Source organism: Mesobacillus jeotgali, assembly GCF_031759225.1.
Classification (GTDB): domain Bacteria; phylum Bacillota; class Bacilli; order Bacillales; family Cytobacillaceae; genus Mesobacillus; species Mesobacillus jeotgali_B.
The window spans coordinates 430,671-451,373 of the sequence record NZ_CP134494.1 but is presented as its reverse complement, the minus strand read 5'-3'; the positions used below and the strand labels follow the sequence as shown (position 1 = coordinate 451,373).

The 20,703-nt window shown below is 42.3% G+C and carries 26 protein-coding genes; 9 read left to right on the top strand and 17 right to left on the bottom strand.

The features are described from left to right. Positions 1–418: 418 nt before the first annotated feature. The 4 genes from RH061_RS02310 to RH061_RS02295 all read right to left on the bottom strand — a co-directional run bounded on the left by RH061_RS02310 (position 419) and on the right by RH061_RS02295 (position 4,462). Positions 419–1,714, bottom strand: a complete 1,296-nt coding sequence (locus RH061_RS02310) for an IS110 family RNA-guided transposase (protein WP_192473839.1) — start codon at positions 1,712–1,714, stop codon at positions 419–421. 387 nt (positions 1,715–2,101) lie between these two features. Then, a complete protein-coding gene (locus RH061_RS02305) occupies positions 2,102–3,007 on the bottom strand; it encodes a zf-HC2 domain-containing protein (protein ID WP_311073624.1) in 906 nt (301 codons plus the stop codon). Then, the gene (locus RH061_RS02300) at positions 3,004–3,492 is read right to left on the bottom strand and encodes an RNA polymerase sigma factor (RefSeq protein WP_311073622.1); all 489 of its coding nucleotides are present in this window, start codon (positions 3,490–3,492) and stop codon (positions 3,004–3,006) included. The genes RH061_RS02305 and RH061_RS02300 overlap by 4 nt, the downstream gene beginning before the upstream one ends. A 457-nt stretch (positions 3,493–3,949) precedes the next feature. After that, positions 3,950–4,462, bottom strand: coding sequence for a DoxX family membrane protein (locus RH061_RS02295; protein WP_311073621.1), 513 nt, complete (start codon positions 4,460–4,462; stop codon positions 3,950–3,952). Positions 4,463–4,707: 245 nt separating this feature from the next. On the opposite strand from RH061_RS02295, the gene RH061_RS02290 reads away from it, so the two are divergent. From RH061_RS02290 to RH061_RS02275, 4 genes are all read left to right on the top strand, one after another. Further along, positions 4,708–5,079: a VOC family protein gene (locus RH061_RS02290; RefSeq protein ID WP_311073618.1), complete on the top strand. Its 372-nt coding sequence runs from the start codon at positions 4,708–4,710 to the stop codon at positions 5,077–5,079. Between the two features lie 29 nt (positions 5,080–5,108). Continuing rightward, positions 5,109–5,531 (top strand): DUF1801 domain-containing protein, encoded by a 423-nt coding sequence (locus RH061_RS02285; protein WP_311073617.1) that lies wholly within the window; start codon positions 5,109–5,111, stop codon positions 5,529–5,531. Positions 5,532–5,543: 12 nt separating this feature from the next. Further along, a complete protein-coding gene (locus RH061_RS02280) occupies positions 5,544–6,008 on the top strand; it encodes an SRPBCC family protein (protein ID WP_311073616.1) in 465 nt (154 codons plus the stop codon). Positions 6,009–6,129: 121 nt separating this feature from the next. Next, positions 6,130–6,453 carry a hypothetical protein gene (locus tag RH061_RS02275; RefSeq protein WP_311073615.1) on the top strand — a complete coding sequence of 108 codons (324 nt, stop codon included), beginning with the start codon at positions 6,130–6,132 and terminating at the stop codon, positions 6,451–6,453. 626 nt (positions 6,454–7,079) lie between these two features. Here RH061_RS02275 and RH061_RS02270 read toward each other — a convergent pair. Together RH061_RS02270 and RH061_RS02265 are read right to left on the bottom strand one after the other, a co-directional pair. Continuing rightward, positions 7,080–8,264 (bottom strand): MFS transporter, encoded by a 1,185-nt coding sequence (locus tag RH061_RS02270; RefSeq protein WP_311073614.1) that lies wholly within the window; start codon positions 8,262–8,264, stop codon positions 7,080–7,082. 129 nt (positions 8,265–8,393) lie between these two features. After that, entirely contained in the window at positions 8,394–8,888 is a 495-nt protein-coding gene (locus tag RH061_RS02265) for a fasciclin domain-containing protein (protein WP_311073613.1), read from the bottom strand. 1,122 nt (positions 8,889–10,010) lie between these two features. Here RH061_RS02265 and RH061_RS02260 point away from each other — a divergent pair. Continuing rightward, positions 10,011–10,199, top strand: coding sequence for a transcription initiation factor TFIIIB (locus tag RH061_RS02260; RefSeq protein WP_311073611.1), 189 nt, complete (start codon positions 10,011–10,013; stop codon positions 10,197–10,199). A 38-nt stretch (positions 10,200–10,237) separates the two neighbouring features. Here RH061_RS02260 and putP read toward each other — a convergent pair whose 3' ends face one another. Both putP and RH061_RS02250 read right to left on the bottom strand, forming a co-directional pair. Continuing rightward, positions 10,238–11,707, bottom strand: coding sequence for a sodium/proline symporter PutP (gene putP / locus RH061_RS02255; protein ID WP_311073610.1), 1,470 nt, complete (start codon positions 11,705–11,707; stop codon positions 10,238–10,240). Between the two features lie 704 nt (positions 11,708–12,411). Further along, positions 12,412–12,729: a hypothetical protein gene (locus tag RH061_RS02250; RefSeq protein WP_311073609.1), complete on the bottom strand. Its 318-nt coding sequence runs from the start codon at positions 12,727–12,729 to the stop codon at positions 12,412–12,414. 154 nt (positions 12,730–12,883) lie between these two features. On the opposite strand from RH061_RS02250, the gene RH061_RS02245 reads away from it, so the two are divergent. Continuing rightward, a complete protein-coding gene (locus RH061_RS02245) occupies positions 12,884–13,696 on the top strand; it encodes an N-acetylmuramoyl-L-alanine amidase (RefSeq protein ID WP_311073607.1) in 813 nt (270 codons plus the stop codon). Between the two features lie 58 nt (positions 13,697–13,754). Here RH061_RS02245 and RH061_RS02240 read toward each other — a convergent pair whose 3' ends face one another. Continuing rightward, entirely contained in the window at positions 13,755–14,540 is a 786-nt protein-coding gene (locus tag RH061_RS02240; protein WP_311073605.1) for an SDR family oxidoreductase, read from the bottom strand. A 247-nt stretch (positions 14,541–14,787) separates the two neighbouring features. On the opposite strand from RH061_RS02240, the gene cspC reads away from it, so the two are divergent. Beyond that, positions 14,788–14,988: a cold shock protein CspC gene (gene cspC / locus RH061_RS02235; RefSeq protein ID WP_044394619.1), complete on the top strand. Its 201-nt coding sequence runs from the start codon at positions 14,788–14,790 to the stop codon at positions 14,986–14,988. Between the two features lie 212 nt (positions 14,989–15,200). Here the strand turns inward: cspC and RH061_RS02230 are convergent, their stop codons facing one another. The 6 genes from RH061_RS02230 to RH061_RS02205 all read right to left on the bottom strand — a co-directional run bounded on the left by RH061_RS02230 (position 15,201) and on the right by RH061_RS02205 (position 17,777). Beyond that, a complete protein-coding gene (locus RH061_RS02230; RefSeq protein WP_311073596.1) occupies positions 15,201–15,767 on the bottom strand; it encodes a DUF4256 domain-containing protein in 567 nt (188 codons plus the stop codon). 17 nt (positions 15,768–15,784) lie between these two features. Continuing rightward, a complete protein-coding gene (locus RH061_RS02225; RefSeq protein WP_311073594.1) occupies positions 15,785–16,579 on the bottom strand; it encodes a nucleotidyltransferase domain-containing protein in 795 nt (264 codons plus the stop codon). A 15-nt stretch (positions 16,580–16,594) separates the two neighbouring features. After that, a complete protein-coding gene (locus tag RH061_RS02220; protein ID WP_311073593.1) occupies positions 16,595–16,951 on the bottom strand; it encodes a hypothetical protein in 357 nt (118 codons plus the stop codon). Between the two features lie 14 nt (positions 16,952–16,965). Beyond that, on the bottom strand, positions 16,966–17,145 hold the full coding sequence (locus RH061_RS02215; protein WP_311073591.1) for a hypothetical protein: 180 nt from the start codon (positions 17,143–17,145) through the stop codon (positions 16,966–16,968). Positions 17,146–17,277: 132 nt separating this feature from the next. Further along, positions 17,278–17,487 carry a hypothetical protein gene (locus RH061_RS02210; RefSeq protein ID WP_311073590.1) on the bottom strand — a complete coding sequence of 70 codons (210 nt, stop codon included), beginning with the start codon at positions 17,485–17,487 and terminating at the stop codon, positions 17,278–17,280. 113 nt (positions 17,488–17,600) lie between these two features. Beyond that, positions 17,601–17,777: a DUF4083 family protein gene (locus RH061_RS02205; RefSeq protein WP_311073589.1), complete on the bottom strand. Its 177-nt coding sequence runs from the start codon at positions 17,775–17,777 to the stop codon at positions 17,601–17,603. A gap of 105 nt (positions 17,778–17,882) precedes the next feature. On the opposite strand from RH061_RS02205, the gene RH061_RS02200 reads away from it, so the two are divergent. Beyond that, entirely contained in the window at positions 17,883–18,959 is a 1,077-nt protein-coding gene (locus RH061_RS02200; RefSeq protein ID WP_311073588.1) for a Gfo/Idh/MocA family protein, read from the top strand. 186 nt (positions 18,960–19,145) lie between these two features. On the opposite strand, the gene RH061_RS02195 is transcribed toward RH061_RS02200, so the two are convergent. Both RH061_RS02195 and RH061_RS02190 read right to left on the bottom strand, forming a co-directional pair. Beyond that, positions 19,146–19,322, bottom strand: coding sequence for an SE1832 family protein (locus RH061_RS02195; RefSeq protein WP_311073587.1), 177 nt, complete (start codon positions 19,320–19,322; stop codon positions 19,146–19,148). Positions 19,323–19,432: 110 nt separating this feature from the next. Then, positions 19,433–19,630 carry a DUF378 domain-containing protein gene (locus tag RH061_RS02190; RefSeq protein WP_023626156.1) on the bottom strand — a complete coding sequence of 66 codons (198 nt, stop codon included), beginning with the start codon at positions 19,628–19,630 and terminating at the stop codon, positions 19,433–19,435. A 171-nt stretch (positions 19,631–19,801) separates the two neighbouring features. On the opposite strand from RH061_RS02190, the gene RH061_RS02185 reads away from it, so the two are divergent. Then, positions 19,802–20,674, top strand: a complete 873-nt coding sequence (locus RH061_RS02185; protein WP_311073585.1) for a MerR family transcriptional regulator — start codon at positions 19,802–19,804, stop codon at positions 20,672–20,674. Positions 20,675–20,703: the final 29 nt, after the last annotated feature.

The window sequence follows — 20,703 nt, the reverse complement described above, 5'->3', positions numbered from 1 at the left end:
CTCAATAAATGAAGCCAAAACGCCGATTTACTCATGTTTTCTTAGAATTTCATAGTCGTTTACCTTCCGGTAACTGGCTTTATAAATGGAGGATCTTCACTTGAAAGGATTTTTTTGGACAGAGTAAGAAAAAAGAGCTACAACCCACTAACCAGTTCCTTACAGAAAATGGTGGATGAGTAAAAATATAACCGCACTGGTGGATGTCCACATTTACTCATGGAGGTCAACCCTCCCATGCCTCACAGAGTCTTCGCTCTCAAATTCCTTCGTCCAACCTTTCCATGAGGTGGATGTCAGCCATGCTGCCCCACAGGGTCTTAGCCCGTAATTTAGTTGCTTTGCCGACTAATCCGTGCTTCAAATGTCTCCAAAATCTATAAAACCAGAACTACTATTCATCTAAACTAAAACAGAGTTACGCTGCCATTTCCGTCTTCTGGGCTAGTGCCAAATGAGGGATGTCCTTTAACATCTTTTCTTCATTAAACTCAAATTGCTTTTTACCAATACTAAAGAGGATCCGGATTAGTTTATTACACAAAGCGATCAGGGACTGCATCTTCTTTAATGGATTATCCGGACGTTGAGTATAGTACGCATGTAACGCCTTAAATGCCGTATTTTTGGCGACAAGAATCATACAAACCCTGAATAACAGGGCCCTTAGCTTCTTACGGCCCCTTTTTGTAATGGTCGTTTTTCCTTTGTGCTTACCCGATGTATTTTCTTTCAAGCTTAAACCGGCCAGCTTGATAATTTGCCTGGGATGATTATATTCGCCTAAATCTCCTACTTCAGCGAAGAAGCCGGCAATTGTATCCCTGCCCACACCTTTTATCGCTAACATTTGTTGTACACCTGGAATATCATTAAGCAGACCGTCAAGTCTTGCATCCAATTCTCCGAATTGTAACTGGATTAATTCATACTTAGCCAGAATGGTTTTTAGCTCAAGCCTGGCCATTTCAGCACCTTGTCGAAGTCCGATGGACTTACTGGCTGCCTGTTTTAACTCGCGAATCTTGTTTAATCCAACACTCCGTGATACGGATTTTCTCAAATGAACGAGTAGTTCTTCTTCGGTGAATACAGCTATTTCATGTGGCAAGGCATAGAGCTTTAAGAATTGTAAAGCAGCCTTACCTTCCCATTTCTTAAATACCTTGAGGAATTCCGGAAAATACCGGTCAATCCAGTTGTGTACCTGTCCTTGGACCGTTTGTAGGTCTTCAGTTAAAAGATCGCGAATTTTCTTTGCCACCCGGAGTTCTGCATAAACACCTTGCGGTATCGTAGGTTCTGCGTATCTTCCGTCCTTGACCAGCTGAGCTATGACCTTGGCATCTTTCACATCATTCTTCGTAGGTGAGTTATCATCCAACTCCTTGCTTTTCTTGACGTGCAAGGGGTTTACAGCGACAAATTTAATCCCGTTATCTTTTAAAATATGGGCCAAGTTAAACCAATAATGGCCTGTCGGCTCCATGCCAACCATCACTTTTTCCATACGCTGTTCTTTTTTAATTTCCGAAATCCATTTAAGAAAATGCTCAATTCCTTCTTTAGTATTTTCAAATTGACATGGAGATCCAAACTCTATTCCCCTAAAATCTTGAGCCCGTGCCACATGCTTGAATTTGGCAATATCGACTCCTATAATAAGAGTCTGAGAAGTTATTTGAGCAATCTTCTTATTCTGGTTATAATTCATTTTAAAGCCTCCTGGTATTTGAGATATCTGTCCTTTTTGCTGGCCAGCGTCAGGACTCTCTCATTCTACCAAGAGGTTATTTTTTTGTTCAAACACCATTTTCCTTCATTACAGGAATGCTGCCCCGTTTGTTCAATAAGGATTTCAACAAAAAGGTGCCTTAATCCTTCTGGATCAACGCACCCGTTCGTTGAAGATGGACTCATTAATCAGAAATAATGAGTCCATCTTCTGCAACTGGCCCCTGAACAATAGAAATTGGGTATTCAACCAATTCAAAGGATACTTTTTGGCCATGTTTTAGAACTCTGAATACATCAGGAAACTTTTCCGAATCAAGTAAAATAGAACTGTAATTTAGAAAAAAATCGCTGAAAGCAACAACTATTATAAAGTGCTTTTCGGCTTCTTGATTGATATTTTTTTTAATATGTTCCTTCCAGCTAACAACGCAAAATACAAAGAAATTGTGACTAGTAATATTGCATAAAAGTCTCGACTAGCAAGGTAAGTTGTTGAGTGAAGACCTTTTATAGTTAAGTGAGCAAACAGGTAGGAGATAGGCAATAGAATTATTTTTTCTAGTCCATTTCTTATTTTTTCATTCTTACGGAATATGGCCAATCCAATTCCACAAATAAGTAAAAATCCTATAGCAAACATCACATAGTAGCTTAAAACTAGCCGAGGTAACGTAATGATAGAACCATCCGTTATTGGATCTCCATAAATTAAAATATTTTCACTTCCATCGGTATTGTAATAATAGATTGAAGCGACCGTTTCTCCATTCGGGTTTAAGACAGTATTTTCTAGGTTGTTTTTGCTTATTTTATGTTGCCAAATCGTTTCCCATGTAGTTATATCATAGACATAACCTGAATTGTCTGCTGCGGGATATTGTTCTACATGGAATCCGGAGACTTCTTCACTAAAATTCAAAAGTACAGTTCCGTCATTCTTTTCAATGATTGAAACCGCATTTTCATTATAAGAAATGTATGCTGGCTCTGTCAGATAAGCCATTGTAACCACTGCAAAAACCAATGTTACCATGACTGAAAGAATAATCGTTTGCAGCTTTTCCCTTCGCAATGTATTTTGTATATTTCTTAAGGGAGCTATATCGGTATCTATTGGCAGTTCTTCAAGCGTCCTCATTTCTTCAAGTCGTTTTTTGCAGTTTTCACAAGAAGCTATATGTTCTTCAACGATATCTCTAGTATCTTGACTTGCCATATTCTCGACATATAAAGGCAGTATATCCCTAATCATATTACAACTAATTTTCATCGATAATCCTCCAATCGCGCTTTAATCTTTTCTCTAGCACGGTGATAAGTAACACAAGCCCAGTTATCACTTTTTGCATACAATTTGCCAATTTGCTTAAATGACAGTTCTCCAAATACACGGAGCGTAAAGACTTTTTTATATGGCTCTTTTAAATTCTGGATAATTTCATGTACCTTCATAGACGCTTGCGAAGTGGTTATTTCTTGTTCTACATTGTCTTCACTAGCTGATTCCGGAAGTGACTCTAAATCTACAAAGTTTTTTTTCTTACCCAAGTAAGAGTAATAACTGTTTTTGGCAATTTGGCATAACCAAACACGGATATCACTTTCCCCTCTGAAACTGTCTAGCGATGTTAGTGCCTTCATAAAAGTTTCCGAAGTAATATCTTCAGCGATATGCTTATCGCCAGACAAACTATACACATATAAAAATACATCTTTAAAGTATGTATTATAAATATCCTCAATCTGTGTCACCATCTCACCTCCTTACATATAAGACGCGATAAACTCCATTATCTTACAAAAATATAAGAAAAACCGTACAAAATACGTCCGGTCTTTTTTCTTCCACCATAATTATTGGAAATCCTGTAGTCGATACTCCTAAATCCCTTTATAATATTCAGGGACTATTTCTCCTCCACATTTTTCACACTGAAATCGGTTTAGTTTAAGTGAAATATATACAATCTTTATACTAACTAATCCTTATTGCCAAGCGATCTTTAACAATAGGGCCCGTTTGTTGAATAAGAAAAGCGCCCCTTTTCAATTTAAGCAAAATGGGAGACTCCACTCCCCTCAAACGATTTCGCGAAGAAAATGTCTGGATCGCGGAACACTGGAATCAATTGGAGAATCTATTTTCGGGAATATAAAAATGGCTGCCGGATTTCCCGGCAGCCAATTATATTAAATGGGGATTTAATTTAAGTTAAGCAGCGTTGCGTGTCGCTTCTTCTCCGCGTTTGAAAACTGTTTTGCGGATGAATGGGACAACCCAGCGGTCTAAACCGTATTTACCAGCGTTGTAGCCAGCGAACAGGATGATGAAGCCGAAGAAGATGTCAGTTGGGTTGTGAGATACTGTTCCAGCCAGGAAGAAGCTGAAGTTCATCACTAGGCCGAAGAACATCGCAGCAGTTGTCAGTGTACCAAGGATCAAACCAAGTCCGACTAAAAATTCGCCTAGCGGAACGATGAAGTTGAATATATCGACGTTCGGGATCGCGAAGCTTTCAAGGAAGTTCACGTACCAGCCGTATACCATGCTTCCGTCTGGACCTTTTACAGGATTCGCTACGGCGTTCTTCAAGTATCCAGATGCGTCGAACCCTCCAGTTAATTTACCCCATCCAGCAGTCATCCAGTTATATCCAAGCCATATTCTAATAACAGCCAATAGACCAGCAGCAACATTGTTTTCTCTTAACCATTTTGCAAACATGTTCTTCACTCCAATAAGTTATTTATTATTATTACACTATTAAGATATCAAATTTGAATCAAAAAAATACTGTGTTGTGACATTAGTCACAATTCTGTTGAAAAGCTTTGAACGAATTATGACAGAGGGGTTTTTCTTTGGCTTATTGGAGGTTGATTGTAAATTTCTAAATGCCTGTCTATACTAGAAACGAGTGAGATTTTTCAAATATCAGAAGATTCTATATAAAAAGGATGGTAGTGAATATGAAACTCGGTGCATTTTCTGTAAGCCTGACTGTAAAAGACATTGCAGCCTCAAAAATGTTTTACGAAAACCTTGGATTTCAAGCCCTTGGAGGAGACATCAGTCAAAACTGGCTGATTCTTAAGAATGAAAATTGCATTATCGGATTGTTCCAGGGGATGTTTGAAAAGAATATCCTTACCTTTAACCCGGGTTGGAATGAGAATGCCGAAAACCTGGAAAGCTTCACGGATGTTCGCGAACTACAAAAGCAGCTCAAAGGAAAAGGGATTAAGTTTTTGACTGAAGCAGATGAATCCGGAAAAGGTCCGGCTCATTTTACGATTGAAGACCCTGACGGCAATCAGATTCTAGTTGACCAACATAGATAATATTCAAACGAAAGGAGACCTCTTGATCCATGTACGAACTAAAAACAAAGGAAAACGACAATAATGTCATCGAGTTCATCGAAAACGTCGACAGCCCCAAAAAGCGTGAGGATGCTTACAGGTTATTGGATATTTTTACAGAAACGACCGGTTACCCTGCGAAAATGTGGGGACCTAGTATCATCGGGTTTGGATCCTATCATTACAAGTATGATTCCGGTCACGAAGGCGACGCGCCACTTGTAGGCTTCTCTCCTCGGAAAGCGAAAATCAGCCTGTATTTTGCCACCGGTGACACTGAAAGAGAGACATTGCTGGAGGAGTTCGGCAAGCATACCACTGGAAAAGCGTGTGTGTACATAAACAAAGTAGCTGATATTGATGTAGAAGTTTTAAAAGCATTAATCAATCAGTCTGTCACATTTTTAAAAGAAAGATATCCTACTACATAAGGAGACATGAAAATGGAATTAATAACAATCCCCGACCTTTCAGCCAGACCGTTTGGCTTCACAGTAGAGCGCAGCATGGCCTCTTCCCCTGATGTTCTTTATGCGGCATGGACAGAGAAGTTTGACGAATGGTTTGCTGCCCCCGGAACGCTGATCATGAAGGCTGAAGTCAATTCCCTATTTTTCTTCGAGACCGTCTTTAAAACAGAAGAAGATTCTGTTGAGCAGCGCCACCCGCATTACGGAAGATTTCTTCGGTTGATCCCGGACCGCCTGATTGAATTCACCTGGGTAACAGGTGCTGGAGGAACTGAGGGTGCCGAAACCGTGGTGATCATCGAACTTGAACCAAGGGAGAATGGAACTCACCTGAGCCTGACTCACAAAGGATTTCCTCACGAATTATCCAAAAGCCGCCATGATTCAGCCTGGAAAATGATTCTCGAACACCTTGACCAGAAGATGATGGAAGAATAAATGGCTCTCGCTCTAGCTTCCCTTCTGAAATAAAAATGTAAATAACTGGACTCTTTAAAGTCATATTAAACGGGAATATAGATGTTCAAGAGGAGTTATTTTCGAATGGAGGGAAATGACAATGAAGAAATCGACCAAGAACTTTGTCCTGGCTTCCTTGCTGTCAGCTGGCGGCGCCGTGTTGCTGACAGCTGCTTATCGTAAAAGCCAACGGGACGCGATTCGTTTTCTTGAGGATACAGACATGAGAAACAGCGAGAAACTCGACCAAATGGAGAGTGTCGATGCGGGCATAGACCCAGCTGAAAGAGGTCTCACCCAGCTTGATTCCGCCATGCGCGCAGAATGGCAGGCCAACGGTTTCCCTCAGACCCATATGGAAATGGAAGAGCTAGCAAAGGAAACCGATGCTGAAAAAAATACAAACTACGCACCGACTATGTAAATTGAAAACCCACCTAGATACTGCGACCACTTAGACTGTGGACAAACTCACTAATAATGAGCTTGTTTGCAGTCTATTTGTTTTAGTGAATTAGCAATGGAGACACTTTTTCGCGCATGCTTTGAAAAATACGGTATCCATCAGCCTTATGGAGACACATTTTGACGCATGTTCTGAAAAATGCGGTATCCATCGGCCTTATGGAGACACATTTTGACGTGTGTTCTGAAGAAAGCGGCACCCATCGGCCCTATGGAGGCACATTTTCACGTGGCTTCTGAAGAAAGCAACTTCCATCGGTCTTATGGAGACACATTTTGACGCATGTTCTGAAAAATGCGGTATCCATCGGCCCTATGGAGACACATTATGACGCATGGTCTGAAGAAAGCAGCTTCCATCGACCTTATGGAGACACTTTTTCGCGCGTGCTCTGAAAAATGCGTTATCCATCGGCCTTATGGGGACACATTATGACGCATGTTTTGAAAAATGCGGTTCCCATCACCTTTATGGAGACACATAATGACGCATGACCTAAAAAACGAGGCTTCCATAACTGGAATCCATGCGCCGTCATTTCGACCATATACAAAAACCTCGCCAAATTCCCGCGAGGTTTTTGTTTACGCATTCTGCATAAGGGCTTTTTCTTTTTTTCCATGAAGAGTATAGTAGATAAAAACTCCGACGATGATCAGCGGCACCATTGCCATGTACAGCCCGCGATATCCGTAGTCTGGCACCATGTATCCAAGCAGGAACGGACCGACGCCTATTCCGATATCCATCATGATGAAGAAGGTCGAGGTGGCCAGGCCCATGCGATGCGGCGGTGTCATTTTGATAGCGACTGTCTGGGCGACAGATTGAAAGTTCCCGTATCCTAACCCGATGAGCGCAGCAGCAAGCAGGAACACAGCGCCTGAAGTCGCCTGGCTCAAGACCAACATCCCTAACGCAAAAGCAATCATGGCCGGATAAGCAACGAAATTCGCTCCTTTTGCATCCATCAATTTCCCCGTGAACGGACGTGAAAATAAGACGGCCATTGCGTAAACAAAGAAGTACATGCTTCCTGCCTCTGTCAGATTAGCTTCTTTCGCAAATGACGCGATAAAGGAAAGAGTCCCGGAATATGCGAGCGCAATGACGAACATAACGATCGAAACCGGCAATGCATTGGGCTCCAGGTACCTCGCCAAACTGAATCCACCGCTGTGGGCACCTTCTGCACTACTATCCACAACAGGTTCTTTTACCATGAAAGCAATCGGCAAACAAAGCATCCCAACTATGAGAGAAAAAATGAACATACTTTCGTAGCCAAATTGGCTGATCATCGGCAGACCGATCAGCGGACCAATTGCCGTCGATAAAATCACACTCAAGCTGAAATAGCTGATTCCTTCCCCTTTCCTGCTGGCAGGAACCACCTGCGCCACAATCGTTCCCGTGGCGGTGGACGCAAACCCAATCCCGACACCGTGGAGAAAACGGACAACTAGCAAGACATAAATATTGGAGGGGACCAGATAAAGTGCAGTAATCAAAACGAAAAACAATATCCCGCCGATCAACATCTTTTTGCTGCCGATCCTCGCAACCTCTTTGCCTCCATACAATCTGGCAAAAAGAACGCCGATAATGAAAATGCTCGAGGCAAGACCAGCCATGCTCGTTGACGCATCATAAGCATCGGTAGCATAGGAAGCCATCGTTACAATCAATAGATACATAGAAAGCATCATCACGAAATTCACAAGTGAAACCGAAATGAAATCCTTCGTCCATAATTTTTCTTTCTGCATACATCCACCTTCTAAGTTGTACAATATATTTCGAAATCCGAATTAATTATACCGCTTTTAAAAATGTATGTCTATGGAGGTGAACTTGCAAAAAAAGACTGAACCCTCATCGGATCCAGTCATGCACACTTATTTTGGCAGCAACACTTTATCAATGACGTGTATGACACCATTTGATGCCTCAACGTCAGGAGTTGTCACATTGGCATCATTTACTTGAACAGGATCAAGTGAGATCGTTACATTTTTCTTCGCAAGTGTCTGTGCCTGCATGCCTTCCTTCAAATCACCCGACATAACTTTGCCAGGAAGCACATGGTATAGCAGGATATCCTTCAGATCCTGTCTTGCTAACAACTCATCAGCTGTAATTCCTAGATCCTTCAAAAGCTTATTGAACGCTTCATCTGTCGGCGCGAAAACGGTGAACGGCCCTTCGCCTTTCAAGGTTTCAACCAGACCTGCTTTCTCGAGGGCAGCTGCGAGAATTTTAAAATTACCTGCAGCTACTGCCGTATCGACAATATCCTTTTTATTTCCTGGATTGCCAGCAGCAAAACCAGGGTTCGCAATTGACATGACCATCATCACTGCCAAAAGCATCACCGCAAACTTCTTCATCATGAGAAACACTCCTTTTTCCAATAGAGGCCTGTTTAACCTCTGTATTTTACAAAAGGTAGTATTCTCCATCATTGCAGTTTTATCCCCAGATTGTATTGACTGATTTCATATGCATCTTAGGCACTTGCTTCAAATATTCTTTTTGACCCTTAAAAAACACCTATATTACCTTTAACCTTCTAGTTAGCTCGTTTCGGGTTTATAGAATTTTTCTATATGACCTTTTGCTGCTTCCAGACTCGTTTTGGGCTTATAGAATTGTTCTTTGTGACCTTTTTTGCTTCGGAGCATCGTTTCGGGCTTATAGAATGTTTCTATAGGACCTTTTTCTGCTTCCAGACTCGTTTTGGGCTTATAGAATTGTTCTATATGACCTTTTGCTGCTCCCAGCCTCGTTTTGGGTTTATAGAATTTTTCTATGTGACCTTTTTTGCTTCGGAGCCTCGTTTTGGGCTTATAGAATTTTTCTATATGACCTTTTGCTGCTCCCAGACACGTTTTGGGCTTATAGAATTTTTCTATATGACCTTTTGCTGCTCCCAGCCTCGTTTTGGGCTTATAGAATTTTTCTATATGACCTTTTGCTGCTTCCAGACACGTTTCGGGTTTATAGAATTTTTCTATGTGACCTTTTTTGCTTCGGAGCCTCGTTTTTTGGGCTTATAGAATTTTTCTATATGACCTTTTGCTGCTTCCAGACTCGTTTTGGGCTTATAGAATTGTTCTATGTGACCTTTTGCTGCTCCCAGCCTCATTTTGGGCTTATAGAATGTTTCTTTATGACCTTTTGCTGCTTCCAGACTCGTTTTGGGCTTATAGAATTGTTCTATGTGACCTTTTGCTGCTCCCAGCCTCATTTTGGGCTTATAGAATGTTTCTATATGACCTTTTTACTGCTCCCAGACTCGTTTTGGGCTTATTGAATTTTTATATATGACCTTTTGCTGCTCCCAGCCTCGTTTCGGGCTTATAGAATGTTTCTTTATGACCTTTTGCTGCTCCCAGACTCGTTTTGGGCTTATAGGGTCTCCAAATCAACCCACCACATGATCAAGTTCTTGAAACTTCCTGCACCCCCATTCGTAAAATCACTATGAGCGTTTTTTGAAAGGGATGATATCTATGAACTTTGCGAAAGAGTGTCCTAAATGCGGCGGAACAGAGATTGGAAAAGGTAGACACGATGGATATGCTGTTATGCGTCCTGAGAATAAGGTGATGAGCCTAGGCTCTGAGATTCTCCACATTATTTGTACTGACTGTGGATTCATCATTGAAAGCTATGTGAGGAAACCGGAAAAATTCAAATAAAGGGCTGCCAGCAATACCGGCAGCCCTTTTCTTTTATTTTACTCAGACATAATGTTTTCCATTTCGTTAAACTCTTCTTTTACCGCTTTGCCTGGTCCGGTTGTGATTTTACTTACAACAATGACGGCAATCAAGCTCAAGAAGAATCCTGGGACCATTTCATACAGGATTGCTGACAATCCATCGATGCTGATCCAGATGATGACGGTAAGTGCACCGACGACGATACCTGCTAGCGCACCCCAACGGTTCATCTGCTTCCAGTACAAGCTTAGAAGCATGACTGGTCCGAATGCGGCACCAAATCCAGCCCATGCATTACCGACTAATGAAAGAATCGTGTCGTTAGGTGTATAAGAAAGTGCGATACCTACCAATGCGACAAGCAATACGGCTGCACGGCCGACGAATACCAATTCTTTGTCACTTGCTTCACGGCGGAAGAACGCTTTGTAAAAGTCCTCCGTCAACGCACTTGAAGTAACAAGCAGCTGTGAAGAAATTGTACTCATGATCGCGGCCAAAATCGCAGCAAGCAGGAATCCAGTGATATAAGGATTGAACAAGATATTCGCAAACATGATGAATACTGTTTCTGGATTTTCAAGAGTTACATTGTTCACTTGCACATAAGCAATCCCGACAAGACCGACTGCCAAAGCACCAATGATGGATACAATCATCCAAGTCATTGCGATTCTGCGCGCAGGCTTAAGCTCATCCATTGATTTGATCGCCATAAAGCGCACGATGATATGCGGCTGGCCAAAGTAACCAAGGCCCCATGCCAATAGCGAAACAATTCCAAGGAATGTCGTACCTTTAAAAAGATCCATCATTGTTGGATCGATTGCACTTACTGTATCCATGACATTTGTTGGTCCGCCAAGCTCTGTAAAAGCAACCACCGGCACCAAGACAAGCGCAAGGAACATGATGATACCTTGAACAAAGTCAGTCAAACTAACAGCAAGGAAACCACCGAACAGTGTATAAACGATAACAACACCAGCTGTCACGAACAAGCCCATACGATAATCAAGCCCGAATGCCGACTCAAACAAAGTACCGCCTGAAACTAGACCCGCTGAAGTATACAGCGTGAAGAAAATGATAATAACGACTGCAGATACAGACTTAAGGATTTTCGTCGTATCTGAAAAGCGGTTTTCAAGGAAATCGGGGATTGTGATTGAATCATTGGCCAACTCCGTATACGTTCGAAGTCTTGGAGCTAAGATGAGGTAGTTCAAATAGGCACCAATCGATAATCCAATTGCGATCCAGGCACTGGAAATACCTGATGTGTACATTGCGCCAGGCAAGCCCATCAGCATCCAGCCACTCATGTCAGACGCACCAGCTGATAGAGCCGTTACCGAAGGTCCAAGACCACGACCGCCAAGCATATAGTCTGATAGGTCAGACGTTTTGCGGTATGCATACAATCCAATCAGGATCATTGCAATAAAATAAATTGCCAAAGAAATTAATACTTCAAAAGACACCAAATCTCTCCTTTTCGTTTTCCCTAAACGAAATAATTAACATAGTGGTTAAAGCTCTTTTCGTATATTTAAATTATTACGATACCTAAGGCTCTCCTGATAAGGAAGCAACACGAAAAGAGCGGCCAAAACTCTTTTTTTAAAAAAGTAGTTATGAATAATAGCATTCAAGCCAAACCACATAGAAAAATTCTTATGTTAATTATGTCGTCCAAGTTTTTCCTGCCCTTATGGGGCTTACGGTTATTTAACCTAACAAACATCCAGGATTGTTTCAAGGATGTTACATGATTATGTGAACAGTGAAAAACCGCGTCTCTACTAGCCTCAAGGTAATGGTAACGCTTTCAAAATTTATCGAAGTAAATATATTATGAATATTCTGAACTAATTTTCGAGCGACTAAACCAGTACTTTTTCGCAAAATAAAAACTCCCTTGGTGCAGGGAGTTTCTGTTGAATATAAGATGATTAACGGCACTGAAATTTATTCAGATAAATGTCTGGTTGAACCTTACTTCACGTTCTTATATGTTAATTGCGCGGTTATACCGATTAATTGCACAACCTTCTATAATAATTGCACGGTCAAACAGATTAATTGCACAACCTTTTATGATAATTGCGTACTCATTAGCCATAATTGCGCACTCAACACGATTAATTGTACAATTTACCTTTTCTTGGAAATCTACTCCATACCCCTAATGCGTCGAATAAATAAACAGATAAATCGCCATAAACAGGCTTCCGATTCCGAGTACGCTCAGGCTTGCATAAAACACTTTCCGCCATGTATCACCGATAAAATAGATGTTCAGCAAAAAGTAATAAATCAAGGCACTTCCTCCGATGAACAGCAGATATTCCTTGAGATATTTTGCTGGCATCGGGTTGGTGACACTGGTCAGCGCCAGTCCGGCAAAGATGAATATCCCGATGATATTCAAGATCTTTTTGAAATCTGCTTCGGGGGTCCTCTCTATTTCTACATTTTGTGATGTCTGTATTTTCGTTTCCATCCTTCCACCTCATATATAGTCTTATTTCTTTTACGGTCCAACTCAAAAAATGTTCCGTCAAAATGGAGTTAACTTTTCCCAGCCGAGACATGCACCCTTACCAATTCATTTTTTTCACATAGTCTATAAGGACCAAGTAAAAGGAGGAGGTTATATGAAACTTTATTTAGATCCAGGCCATGGCGGCTCGGATCCTGGAGCACAGGGAAATGGTCTTCGGGAAAAGGATTTGACTCTCGATATAGCGCTTAAACTCCGTACCATTCTGGAAAACAACTATGAAAATATCGATGTCAGGATGAGCAGGACTAGTGATGTGACGAAAAGCCTCGACCAGCGGACAAATGAGGCCAACACCTGGGGCGCTGACTTTTACCTGTCAATCCACATCAATTCCTTTAACGGCTCTGCCAGTGGATATGAGGATTATATCTACAGCGGACTTTCCGATAATTCAGCAACCGCGAGATACCGGGACATCATCCACACTGAAGTGATGAAGCTGAACCAGCTTAATAACCGGGGCAAGAAAAAAGCCGATTTCCATGTGCTGCGCGAATCGACGATGGATGCCATGCTTTCCGAGAACGGTTTTATCGACAATGCTCAGGACGCAGCTCTTATGAAGCAGGAGTCCTGGAGGCTGAATGTAGCCCAGGGACATGCGAATGGCATTGCAAAAGCGTTCAACCTTGCAGCAAAAAATACGCCAACTGGCGGGGAATCATCTGATCGCGGAGCGCTATTTAAAGTCATCGCAGGTTCTTTCAAGCAAAGAGCGAATGCCGAGGAACGAGTAGCAGACCTTGATTCAAAAGGATTTGAAAGCTTCATTGCTGCATCGGAGATTTCCGGCGAGACCTGGTACCGTGTACAAGCTGGAGCTTTTTCGGACCGTAAAAATGCCGAAGCTCGCTTACGGGAGATCGAAAGCAAGGGAATCGATGCTTTTATCTCGACCGATTAATATGTATTCCGCGGCCGAATCCTCAATGGGATCCGGCCAGTTTCTTGGCTATATCCGCTTATATCTCCATAGTCCATCTTTTCTCTTGTGTCTTTTTGAGCTGCTTTTCCGTCTCCTCAGGATAAACCGTGCGGAATTTATGTTGGTCGGCAGGAATGATTTCTACCATTTTCGCAATCATATCCTTAGGATCAAACTGGTCCTTCAATGCCTCTTCCTGCTTTTCCATATCCTCTTTGCGGGTAAAATTCTTCTCTTCATCGTACCACTTCCACTTTTCCTCAGCCGCCCGCTTGTTGAAGCCCGTTTCGAAAGCTCCCGGGTTGATCGTCGCTACTTTTACATTGTGCTTTTCCAGCTCCGACTTCATTGTTTGGGCGATTCCCTCGATTGCATGCTTCGTTGCCGTATATGGCCCAACATATGGTGTTGCTGAAATACCTGCCATCGAGCTCATGAAGATGATTTTTCCGCTTCCTTTTTCCACTAGCTTCCGTGCTGCGATTTGCACAGTTTCCAAAGTAGAGAAAACATTCACTTCGAATAGCGCGCGGATCCGGTCCATCGGCACCTCAGCCAGCGGCCCGCCTTCATTGATCGCCGCATTGGCAACAAACACATCAAAATCATACTTTTGAATTTGTTCACGATCCCGTTCATTTGTTATATCAAGCTTGAACACTTCCATATCAAGACCCTGCTCCTCCGCCTCCCGCATCAGATCCGTCTTCTGGGAAGTCAGCTCAGTCGTCGCAATCACCCGGTGCCCCTTCTTCGCAAGCCCAAGAGAAGCCCCACGACCAAGCCCGCTGCCTGCACCCGTAATAAAAATCGTTTTAGCCATTTCCGAGTCCTCCTATCAATATCAACTAATAGTTTCATCTTCCCGAGAGGAGGATAGGTAAAACACAGAAAGATAATTTTAGTTACCGTCGTGTCGATTTGCTTTATCTTACGTTTCTTGTTATGATGAATAAGAATTATTTTTGTTCGGTGTAAAGGATAGTATAAGTATCAACTTTTCGTCTTGATGATCACTTTGGGCAAGGATAGTAATACGTTGTGCGATAGCGCACTAGGAGGCAACAAAAATGGAACAAGGTACAGTTAAATGGTTTAATGCAGAAAAAGGCTTCGGATTCATCGAGCGCGAAGGTGGAGACGACGTATTCGTACACTTCTCTGCTATCCAAAGTGAAGGTTTCAAATCTTTAGACGAAGGTCAAAAAGTTACTTTTGACGTTGAGCAAGGTGCTCGTGGAGCTCAAGCTGCTAACGTTCAAAAAGCTTAATCTTAAATCGATTATTTAAAACAGGCTCTCTATAGAGCCTGTTTTTTTTATATTCCCTAATTTAATTCTCAATAAAAAAACCCTGCTCAAGATTTGAGCAGGGAGATGGAACCGGTAATGTAAAAAGATCTAAAGCTTAAAAGGTTTAAAGTCAGTATACCATATTGGATTAACAATAGGCAGATTTTATTAAATTATATATTTTTACAGTTTCAGACCCTCAGCGCGCCCCGGAAACCTCTTGCTGCATAATAGGAATCGGCTCCGTTATGGTAGACAAAAACAGTATCATAACGGCGGTCACAAAATAGCGCGCCACCAAGCTTTCTAATATTCTCAGGAGTTTGCACCCAGCTCGACGTCTTCAAATCGAACTTCCCAAGTTCCTGCAGCTCGCGATACTGTTCCTCCGTTAAAAGCTCAATGCCCATTGCATTCGCCATATCCATCACGCTATTTTCTGGCTTGTGTTTCTTCCTTGACTCCAGTGCTTCACGGTCGTAACAAACACTTCTGCGGCCTTTAGGGCTTTCCGCCGCACAATCATAAAAAATATATTCACCGGTCTCTGAATCAAAGCCAACAACGTCTGGCTCTCCTCCGGTTGCCTCCATTTCATTGAGCGACCATAATTTATCAGGATTGTTTTCGAGCTTTGCTACCACGTCAGCCCAATCAAGTCCTTCATGTCTGTTCATATTTTTCTCAAAACGGGCTATCAAAGTTCCAAGTAGTTCCTTCTGCTGTTCGCTTGTCAGCTCTTTATTTTCCTTTGCCATATTGATGTCCCCCCTTATCAAATTCTTTCATTCCAAACTTCTTCTAAAGTATTCCTAAACAGCTGGTCCAGCTGAGGTGTAAAATCCGGCAAATCCACATTTATTGTTGATGTATATTCTTTCAGGCGTACGATATCCGCGTTCAGGAATTGGTTGATGACTTCAATTTTCGGTTCATAGTCCAGCTCATCCCCGCTGATTTTCTTTTTCAACAAAGTGTGGACCTCCCTCTTCAATTCACCTTCCGGCAGCAAGTCCTCCAATAGCTTCGGAAACTCCAGCGGCGGAAACTCATTGTATTTCTCGATCCATTTAGCAGCCAGGATCGGCCTTAGCACATTGATATAGTTCTTAATCTTGATTGGACCTTCCTGCAAGCATTTCCTGAAGTTATTGCTCGCCATATTCAAATAATGATGCAGACAGGAGTGCGGAGCGAAAACCTGTTTGCTGAGATCCTTCATCTGGTCAATGGTCGAGAAAGCCTGGTAGTATACAATCTGCGAACGGAGCCATTCCATCAGCGGCGGGTTCGATTTTCGGAATAACTTCAAAGCCTTGGTCAATTCCCAGCCAGTTATATCAAGCAAATCATTAAGCGGCAGTTCGATCACATCTCTTTTCTTGCCAATTCCCATCTGGTCGATCGTCAGATAATCTTCTTTCTTATGTACATAGATGAAACGGACGTCATAATCGCTGTCCTTCGACGGAAACCCCCATGCCCTGCTGCCGGATTCGACCGCATATAGGATTTTTACATCGAAATCTTCTTCTATTTTTGCCAGGGATTTTAAAATAGTCTCCTTCACAACCATTCTCTCCATTCACTTCGAAGATTTCAGAGCCCATCTTACCGCTAAAAAGAGGTACAATATTGCGAAATACACGACCACACCGCTCATATAAAAGATAGGATCTCCTGTTTCCCTATTAATGGCGTGGAGCCTGTCATACTCCTCAGCCGAAATAACATATGACCTTATGCTCATTAATGTAACCAATAATAATAGGAAAGCAAGAATGGCTTTTTTATGCAAAATCAGCCTGGCCAGGCTTACCTGTAATGCTTTGGTGAACCTGTCATGAGGGTTTCTAACAATTTTACCGTGAAAAGGTGTCAGGAAATAGATCATCAAACCGCCCCAGACTATCGCAAAGACGACTATCGATGTGAACTGCAATAGAATTTCCCTCCCTAATTCAATAAAATAAAATTCACGCGCAGTTCACTCTCGCTGATCGCAATCCTGGTCGACAAGTCCTTCGTTCGCAGCACATACTCTCTAACACCGATGAATTCTGACTCAACAATCAAATAGAATTGTGTTCCTTTCTTCAAACCCCTGAAATTCTTTTTCAGCATATATCTCTTCATTCTCGTTGCTCCTGAAAGATGATCTTTGTTTTACTTCAACAAAAAGAAGCGTGAATCCTCCTAAAGATTAACGCTTCTTTTGATTGTTTCCTATTGAAAAAAGCCGCCTCGATCGCCGTACACCGGCTCGCGCTACCGCGAAGCTTTCGGCGGCTGGCACACTTCGCATTTGCGCTGATGATTGTCCTTGAATTTCTTGAAAGTTTTTTCGAAGTTGTTGCCGCATTCACATTTGAAAAGTAATTTTTGCGAAAAACCTTGGTACTCTGTCGTCAACAGCTTACTCTCTGAATTTTTCTCCACAAACTCTTTGATTTTTTCGATCGTCCATCGCTTATTCATCTTTCAGTCCTCCATATATAATCGCCAGGCGGAGGCTTTTCAGGCATCCGTGCAATGATGTGTATTTCGTATAAACCTAAGTTCCTATTATAGCATGTAGCAAGCGACTTGTTTTACTCTTTATTGTTCTTTTCAAGCAGCTCAATTATTCGGTCCAGCTTTTGTTCTACGCTCTTAGAATTGTCAGGTTTCTTTTTGATAAGTGATGTGACAACGTAAAAAACTGCAGCGAAAATACCGATTAGTAAAATAAAAAAAATAAGCTGAAACAATAAATCCCCAATATTCATTGCGACTCCCGCCTCAAATTGTTTTTCCATCATTATACTATATTGATTTACATTCCTCCCTCGCGGATTTACTATTAAATTAAACTCTGGACAGGGGTGGTATTTTTGGAAAGGTTTAGAGTGGGTATAATCGGCACCGGTTTTGGCGCAAAGGTACATTCACCAATGATGGATCACCATGATGGATTCGAGGTTGTGGCAGTCTCGAGTGTTTCAAGGGGAAATATTGAGGAAGCACAGGAGGCCAGCGGAATTGAAAACATTTATACAGACTGGCGCCAGATGCTTGAACAGGAAAATCTCGACTTAGTGGTCGTTGCTTCTGCCGTGCATTTACATAAGGAAATGGTTGCCGCCGCTTTCGAGAAGGGCGTACATGTTGTCTGTGAAAAACCAATGGCTTTGAATATCGCTGAAACAGAAGAAATGATCACAGAGCGGGACAAGACAAAGAAATTCGGGCTGATCAACCATGAATTCCGCTTCCTGCCTGCTCGGACAAAGGTAAAAGAAATCATTGAGAGCGGAAAGCTCGGGGAGATTTTACATGTCCGTTACCAATGCGCATTTGCCAGCTATACCGGACTTATTTCAAAACCCCGCGGCTGGCTGGGACAGGAAGAAAAGGGCGGCGGAATGCTTGGCGCAATCGGCTCCCATATGACGGATGCTCTTCATTGGTGGATGGACAGCACTTTTAAAGAAGTTTTTGCCCAGCTGCCAATTCATATCCCTACTCGGACTGATGATAACGGGAACACAGAACACCGGACAGCCGACGATGCTTTCCAGATAATCGGTTCTCTGGAAAACGGGGCAACCGTCACGCTCGAATTAATTTCTGCCGCACGGCAGACGGAGCATACATGGCGTCTGGAGATTTACGGAACGGAAGGCACACTTGTGATGCTGGATGACAATAAAGTCCTGCTTTCTGAAGGAAATTCAGCACTTGAAGAAGTCGAACTGGCAGACGATCTCGAAGCACCTTCCACTATGCCGCCAGTCGCAGCACGGTACTATAACGGCTTCCAAAGAGCTTTGGATGCGCTCCATGAAACGCTCGTCTCCGGAACCAAGCATCCCTACCTCGCCGATTTCGAGCATGGGCATTCCACCCAAAAAGTATTGGACGCAGTCAGGACCTCTGCTCGCGAAGGCCGTAAAGTAGAAGTAAATTGATAGATTCAAGATTTTAATAGGCATGAGCCAGGGATATGACCTGGCTCATGCCTTTTGTTTTTTACACTCTTCTCCTAGTCTTTTCATTGAAAAAGGCTTATTAATCAAACGTTTGATTAAAAGTGCCTAAAGCTATGGCCTATGGGAAAAAGAAAGGCTGACCCCTTTTCAGAATAGACTTGTTTCCTACAAATCACGCAGCATTGTATTTAAAGAGCTTAGCTCCTCTTCAATGGCAGACAGCCGCTTTTCCAGCGGATGCAGATTGCCTTTGACAGATTCCAATTTTTCGAGATTATGCTGGAGCTGCAGATATTCGTCCTTCAGTTCGACGATTTTATATTCAATTTCTTTTTTGTCCATGGATGGATCCCCCTGTTTTGACGAATTCTTCTTATAGAATAGCGATATCGGGGCGTTTATTCAAGATGCATGCAAAAGGCGTACAGATAAGTTTCTGTACGCCCTTTCCCCTATTTATTCACTTTTGATAAAAGCGTGATGCTGTAAATAGCAGCGAGCCCTACAAGGATATAGACCACTTTAGCAATTGGACTGTCCATGCCGCCGAAGAGACCGCCGACCAAATCCCATTCAAACAAACCAACTAAAAGCCAATTCAAACCGCCGACAATAAGCAATACTAATGATACCAAATTCAAAGTTTTCATAACGACACCACCCAATGTATAATTTTTGTATAACCTTTCGAGATTAATTATACAAAACCTATACAAATTTAGCAAACATTTTATAAAATAATAATTAAATGTTGATTTAACAGCATTTTAGTTGTGTAATTTTTGTATAACTTATCTATAATGAAGAGTGGAGGTGAGGAAATGTATAGTATCAAACAAGTATCTGAAAAATTGGATATACCCGCCGTCACGATCAGGGCATGGGAAAATCGCTACAATGTCGTAGCCCCTACCAGGACCGAGGGCGGCCATCGTTTATATAGCGAAAAGGATATGGAAACACTCAAGTGGATCAAGGCCCAAGTACACGAAAAGAACATGAAGATCAGTGACGCAGTCAGGCTGCTGCAGTCATCCCCTCCGGCCCCTGCCCCGCCTCCATCACAGAGTAACAAGTACGGCGAACTGCAGGAAAAGCTTTACGAAGGCCTGGTCAACCTTGATACACAGGAGGCAAACCAAATTGCCGATCTTGCTTTTTCTCTGTACGACTATGAAGAGGTGTTTCACCACATATTAGTTCAGGTTTTGTATAAGATTGGCGATGAATGGGAGAATGGTTCCATCAGCGTAGCTCAAGAGCATTTTGCTTCACAGTTCATTATCAACCGCTGCACGCAATTCCTGAGGGTTCTCCCTGTCAATCCTGCACTCCAGAAAGTGCTGGCGTTCTGTCCAGAAGGAGAGCAGCATCAAATTGGCTTGATGGTCTTTAGTTTATTTTTAAAAAAGAAAGGCCATGACGTCATCTACTTGGGCCCGAATACGCCGTTTGAGGGATTAGCAGATTTGATAAAAATGAAGGACGTCAGCGTTGTTGCCATATCGATGACCAATCCCGATCCACTTGGCAAGGTGGAGGACTGGATTTCTTCCACTTTAAAAATGAAGCCATCTCTGAGGTTCATTGTCGGAGGCAGCTGCGTCAAAGACTGTCCAAAGCTGGAGTCCAAGTCTGTGACCTACTCCCTTGGTTCGGATTGGGATAAATGGTATGACTACTATATGCGTTGAAATTTGTTAACAGAAACGCCTACTTTTTC

Excerpts from the sequence above, each read along its gene's own strand:
- RH061_RS02310 (WP_192473839.1), bottom strand. The coding sequence starts at position 1,714 with ATGAATTATAACCAGAATAAGAAGATTGCTCAAATAACTTCTCAGACT.
- RH061_RS02305 (WP_311073624.1), bottom strand. The coding sequence starts at position 3,007 with ATGAAAATTAGTTGTAATATGATTAGGGATATACTGCCTTTATATGTC.
- RH061_RS02300 (WP_311073622.1), bottom strand. The coding sequence starts at position 3,492 with ATGGTGACACAGATTGAGGATATTTATAATACATACTTTAAAGATGTA.
- RH061_RS02295 (WP_311073621.1), bottom strand. The coding sequence starts at position 4,462 with ATGTTTGCAAAATGGTTAAGAGAAAACAATGTTGCTGCTGGTCTATTG.
- RH061_RS02290 (WP_311073618.1), top strand. The coding sequence starts at position 4,708 with ATGAAACTCGGTGCATTTTCTGTAAGCCTGACTGTAAAAGACATTGCA.
- RH061_RS02285 (WP_311073617.1), top strand. The coding sequence starts at position 5,109 with ATGTACGAACTAAAAACAAAGGAAAACGACAATAATGTCATCGAGTTC.
- RH061_RS02280 (WP_311073616.1), top strand. The coding sequence starts at position 5,544 with ATGGAATTAATAACAATCCCCGACCTTTCAGCCAGACCGTTTGGCTTC.
- RH061_RS02275 (WP_311073615.1), top strand. The coding sequence starts at position 6,130 with ATGAAGAAATCGACCAAGAACTTTGTCCTGGCTTCCTTGCTGTCAGCT.
- RH061_RS02270 (WP_311073614.1), bottom strand. The coding sequence starts at position 8,264 with ATGCAGAAAGAAAAATTATGGACGAAGGATTTCATTTCGGTTTCACTT.
- RH061_RS02265 (WP_311073613.1), bottom strand. The coding sequence starts at position 8,888 with ATGATGAAGAAGTTTGCGGTGATGCTTTTGGCAGTGATGATGGTCATG.
- RH061_RS02260 (WP_311073611.1), top strand. The coding sequence starts at position 10,011 with ATGAACTTTGCGAAAGAGTGTCCTAAATGCGGCGGAACAGAGATTGGA.
- RH061_RS02250 (WP_311073609.1), bottom strand. The coding sequence starts at position 12,729 with ATGGAAACGAAAATACAGACATCACAAAATGTAGAAATAGAGAGGACC.
- RH061_RS02245 (WP_311073607.1), top strand. The coding sequence starts at position 12,884 with ATGAAACTTTATTTAGATCCAGGCCATGGCGGCTCGGATCCTGGAGCA.
- RH061_RS02240 (WP_311073605.1), bottom strand. The coding sequence starts at position 14,540 with ATGGCTAAAACGATTTTTATTACGGGTGCAGGCAGCGGGCTTGGTCGT.
- cspC (WP_044394619.1), top strand. The coding sequence starts at position 14,788 with ATGGAACAAGGTACAGTTAAATGGTTTAATGCAGAAAAAGGCTTCGGA.
- RH061_RS02230 (WP_311073596.1), bottom strand. The coding sequence starts at position 15,767 with ATGGCAAAGGAAAATAAAGAGCTGACAAGCGAACAGCAGAAGGAACTA.
- RH061_RS02215 (WP_311073591.1), bottom strand. The coding sequence starts at position 17,145 with ATGAAGAGATATATGCTGAAAAAGAATTTCAGGGGTTTGAAGAAAGGA.
- RH061_RS02210 (WP_311073590.1), bottom strand. The coding sequence starts at position 17,487 with ATGAATAAGCGATGGACGATCGAAAAAATCAAAGAGTTTGTGGAGAAA.
- RH061_RS02205 (WP_311073589.1), bottom strand. The coding sequence starts at position 17,777 with ATGAATATTGGGGATTTATTGTTTCAGCTTATTTTTTTTATTTTACTA.
- RH061_RS02195 (WP_311073587.1), bottom strand. The coding sequence starts at position 19,322 with ATGGACAAAAAAGAAATTGAATATAAAATCGTCGAACTGAAGGACGAA.
- RH061_RS02190 (WP_023626156.1), bottom strand. The coding sequence starts at position 19,630 with ATGAAAACTTTGAATTTGGTATCATTAGTATTGCTTATTGTCGGCGGT.
- RH061_RS02185 (WP_311073585.1), top strand. The coding sequence starts at position 19,802 with ATGTATAGTATCAAACAAGTATCTGAAAAATTGGATATACCCGCCGTC.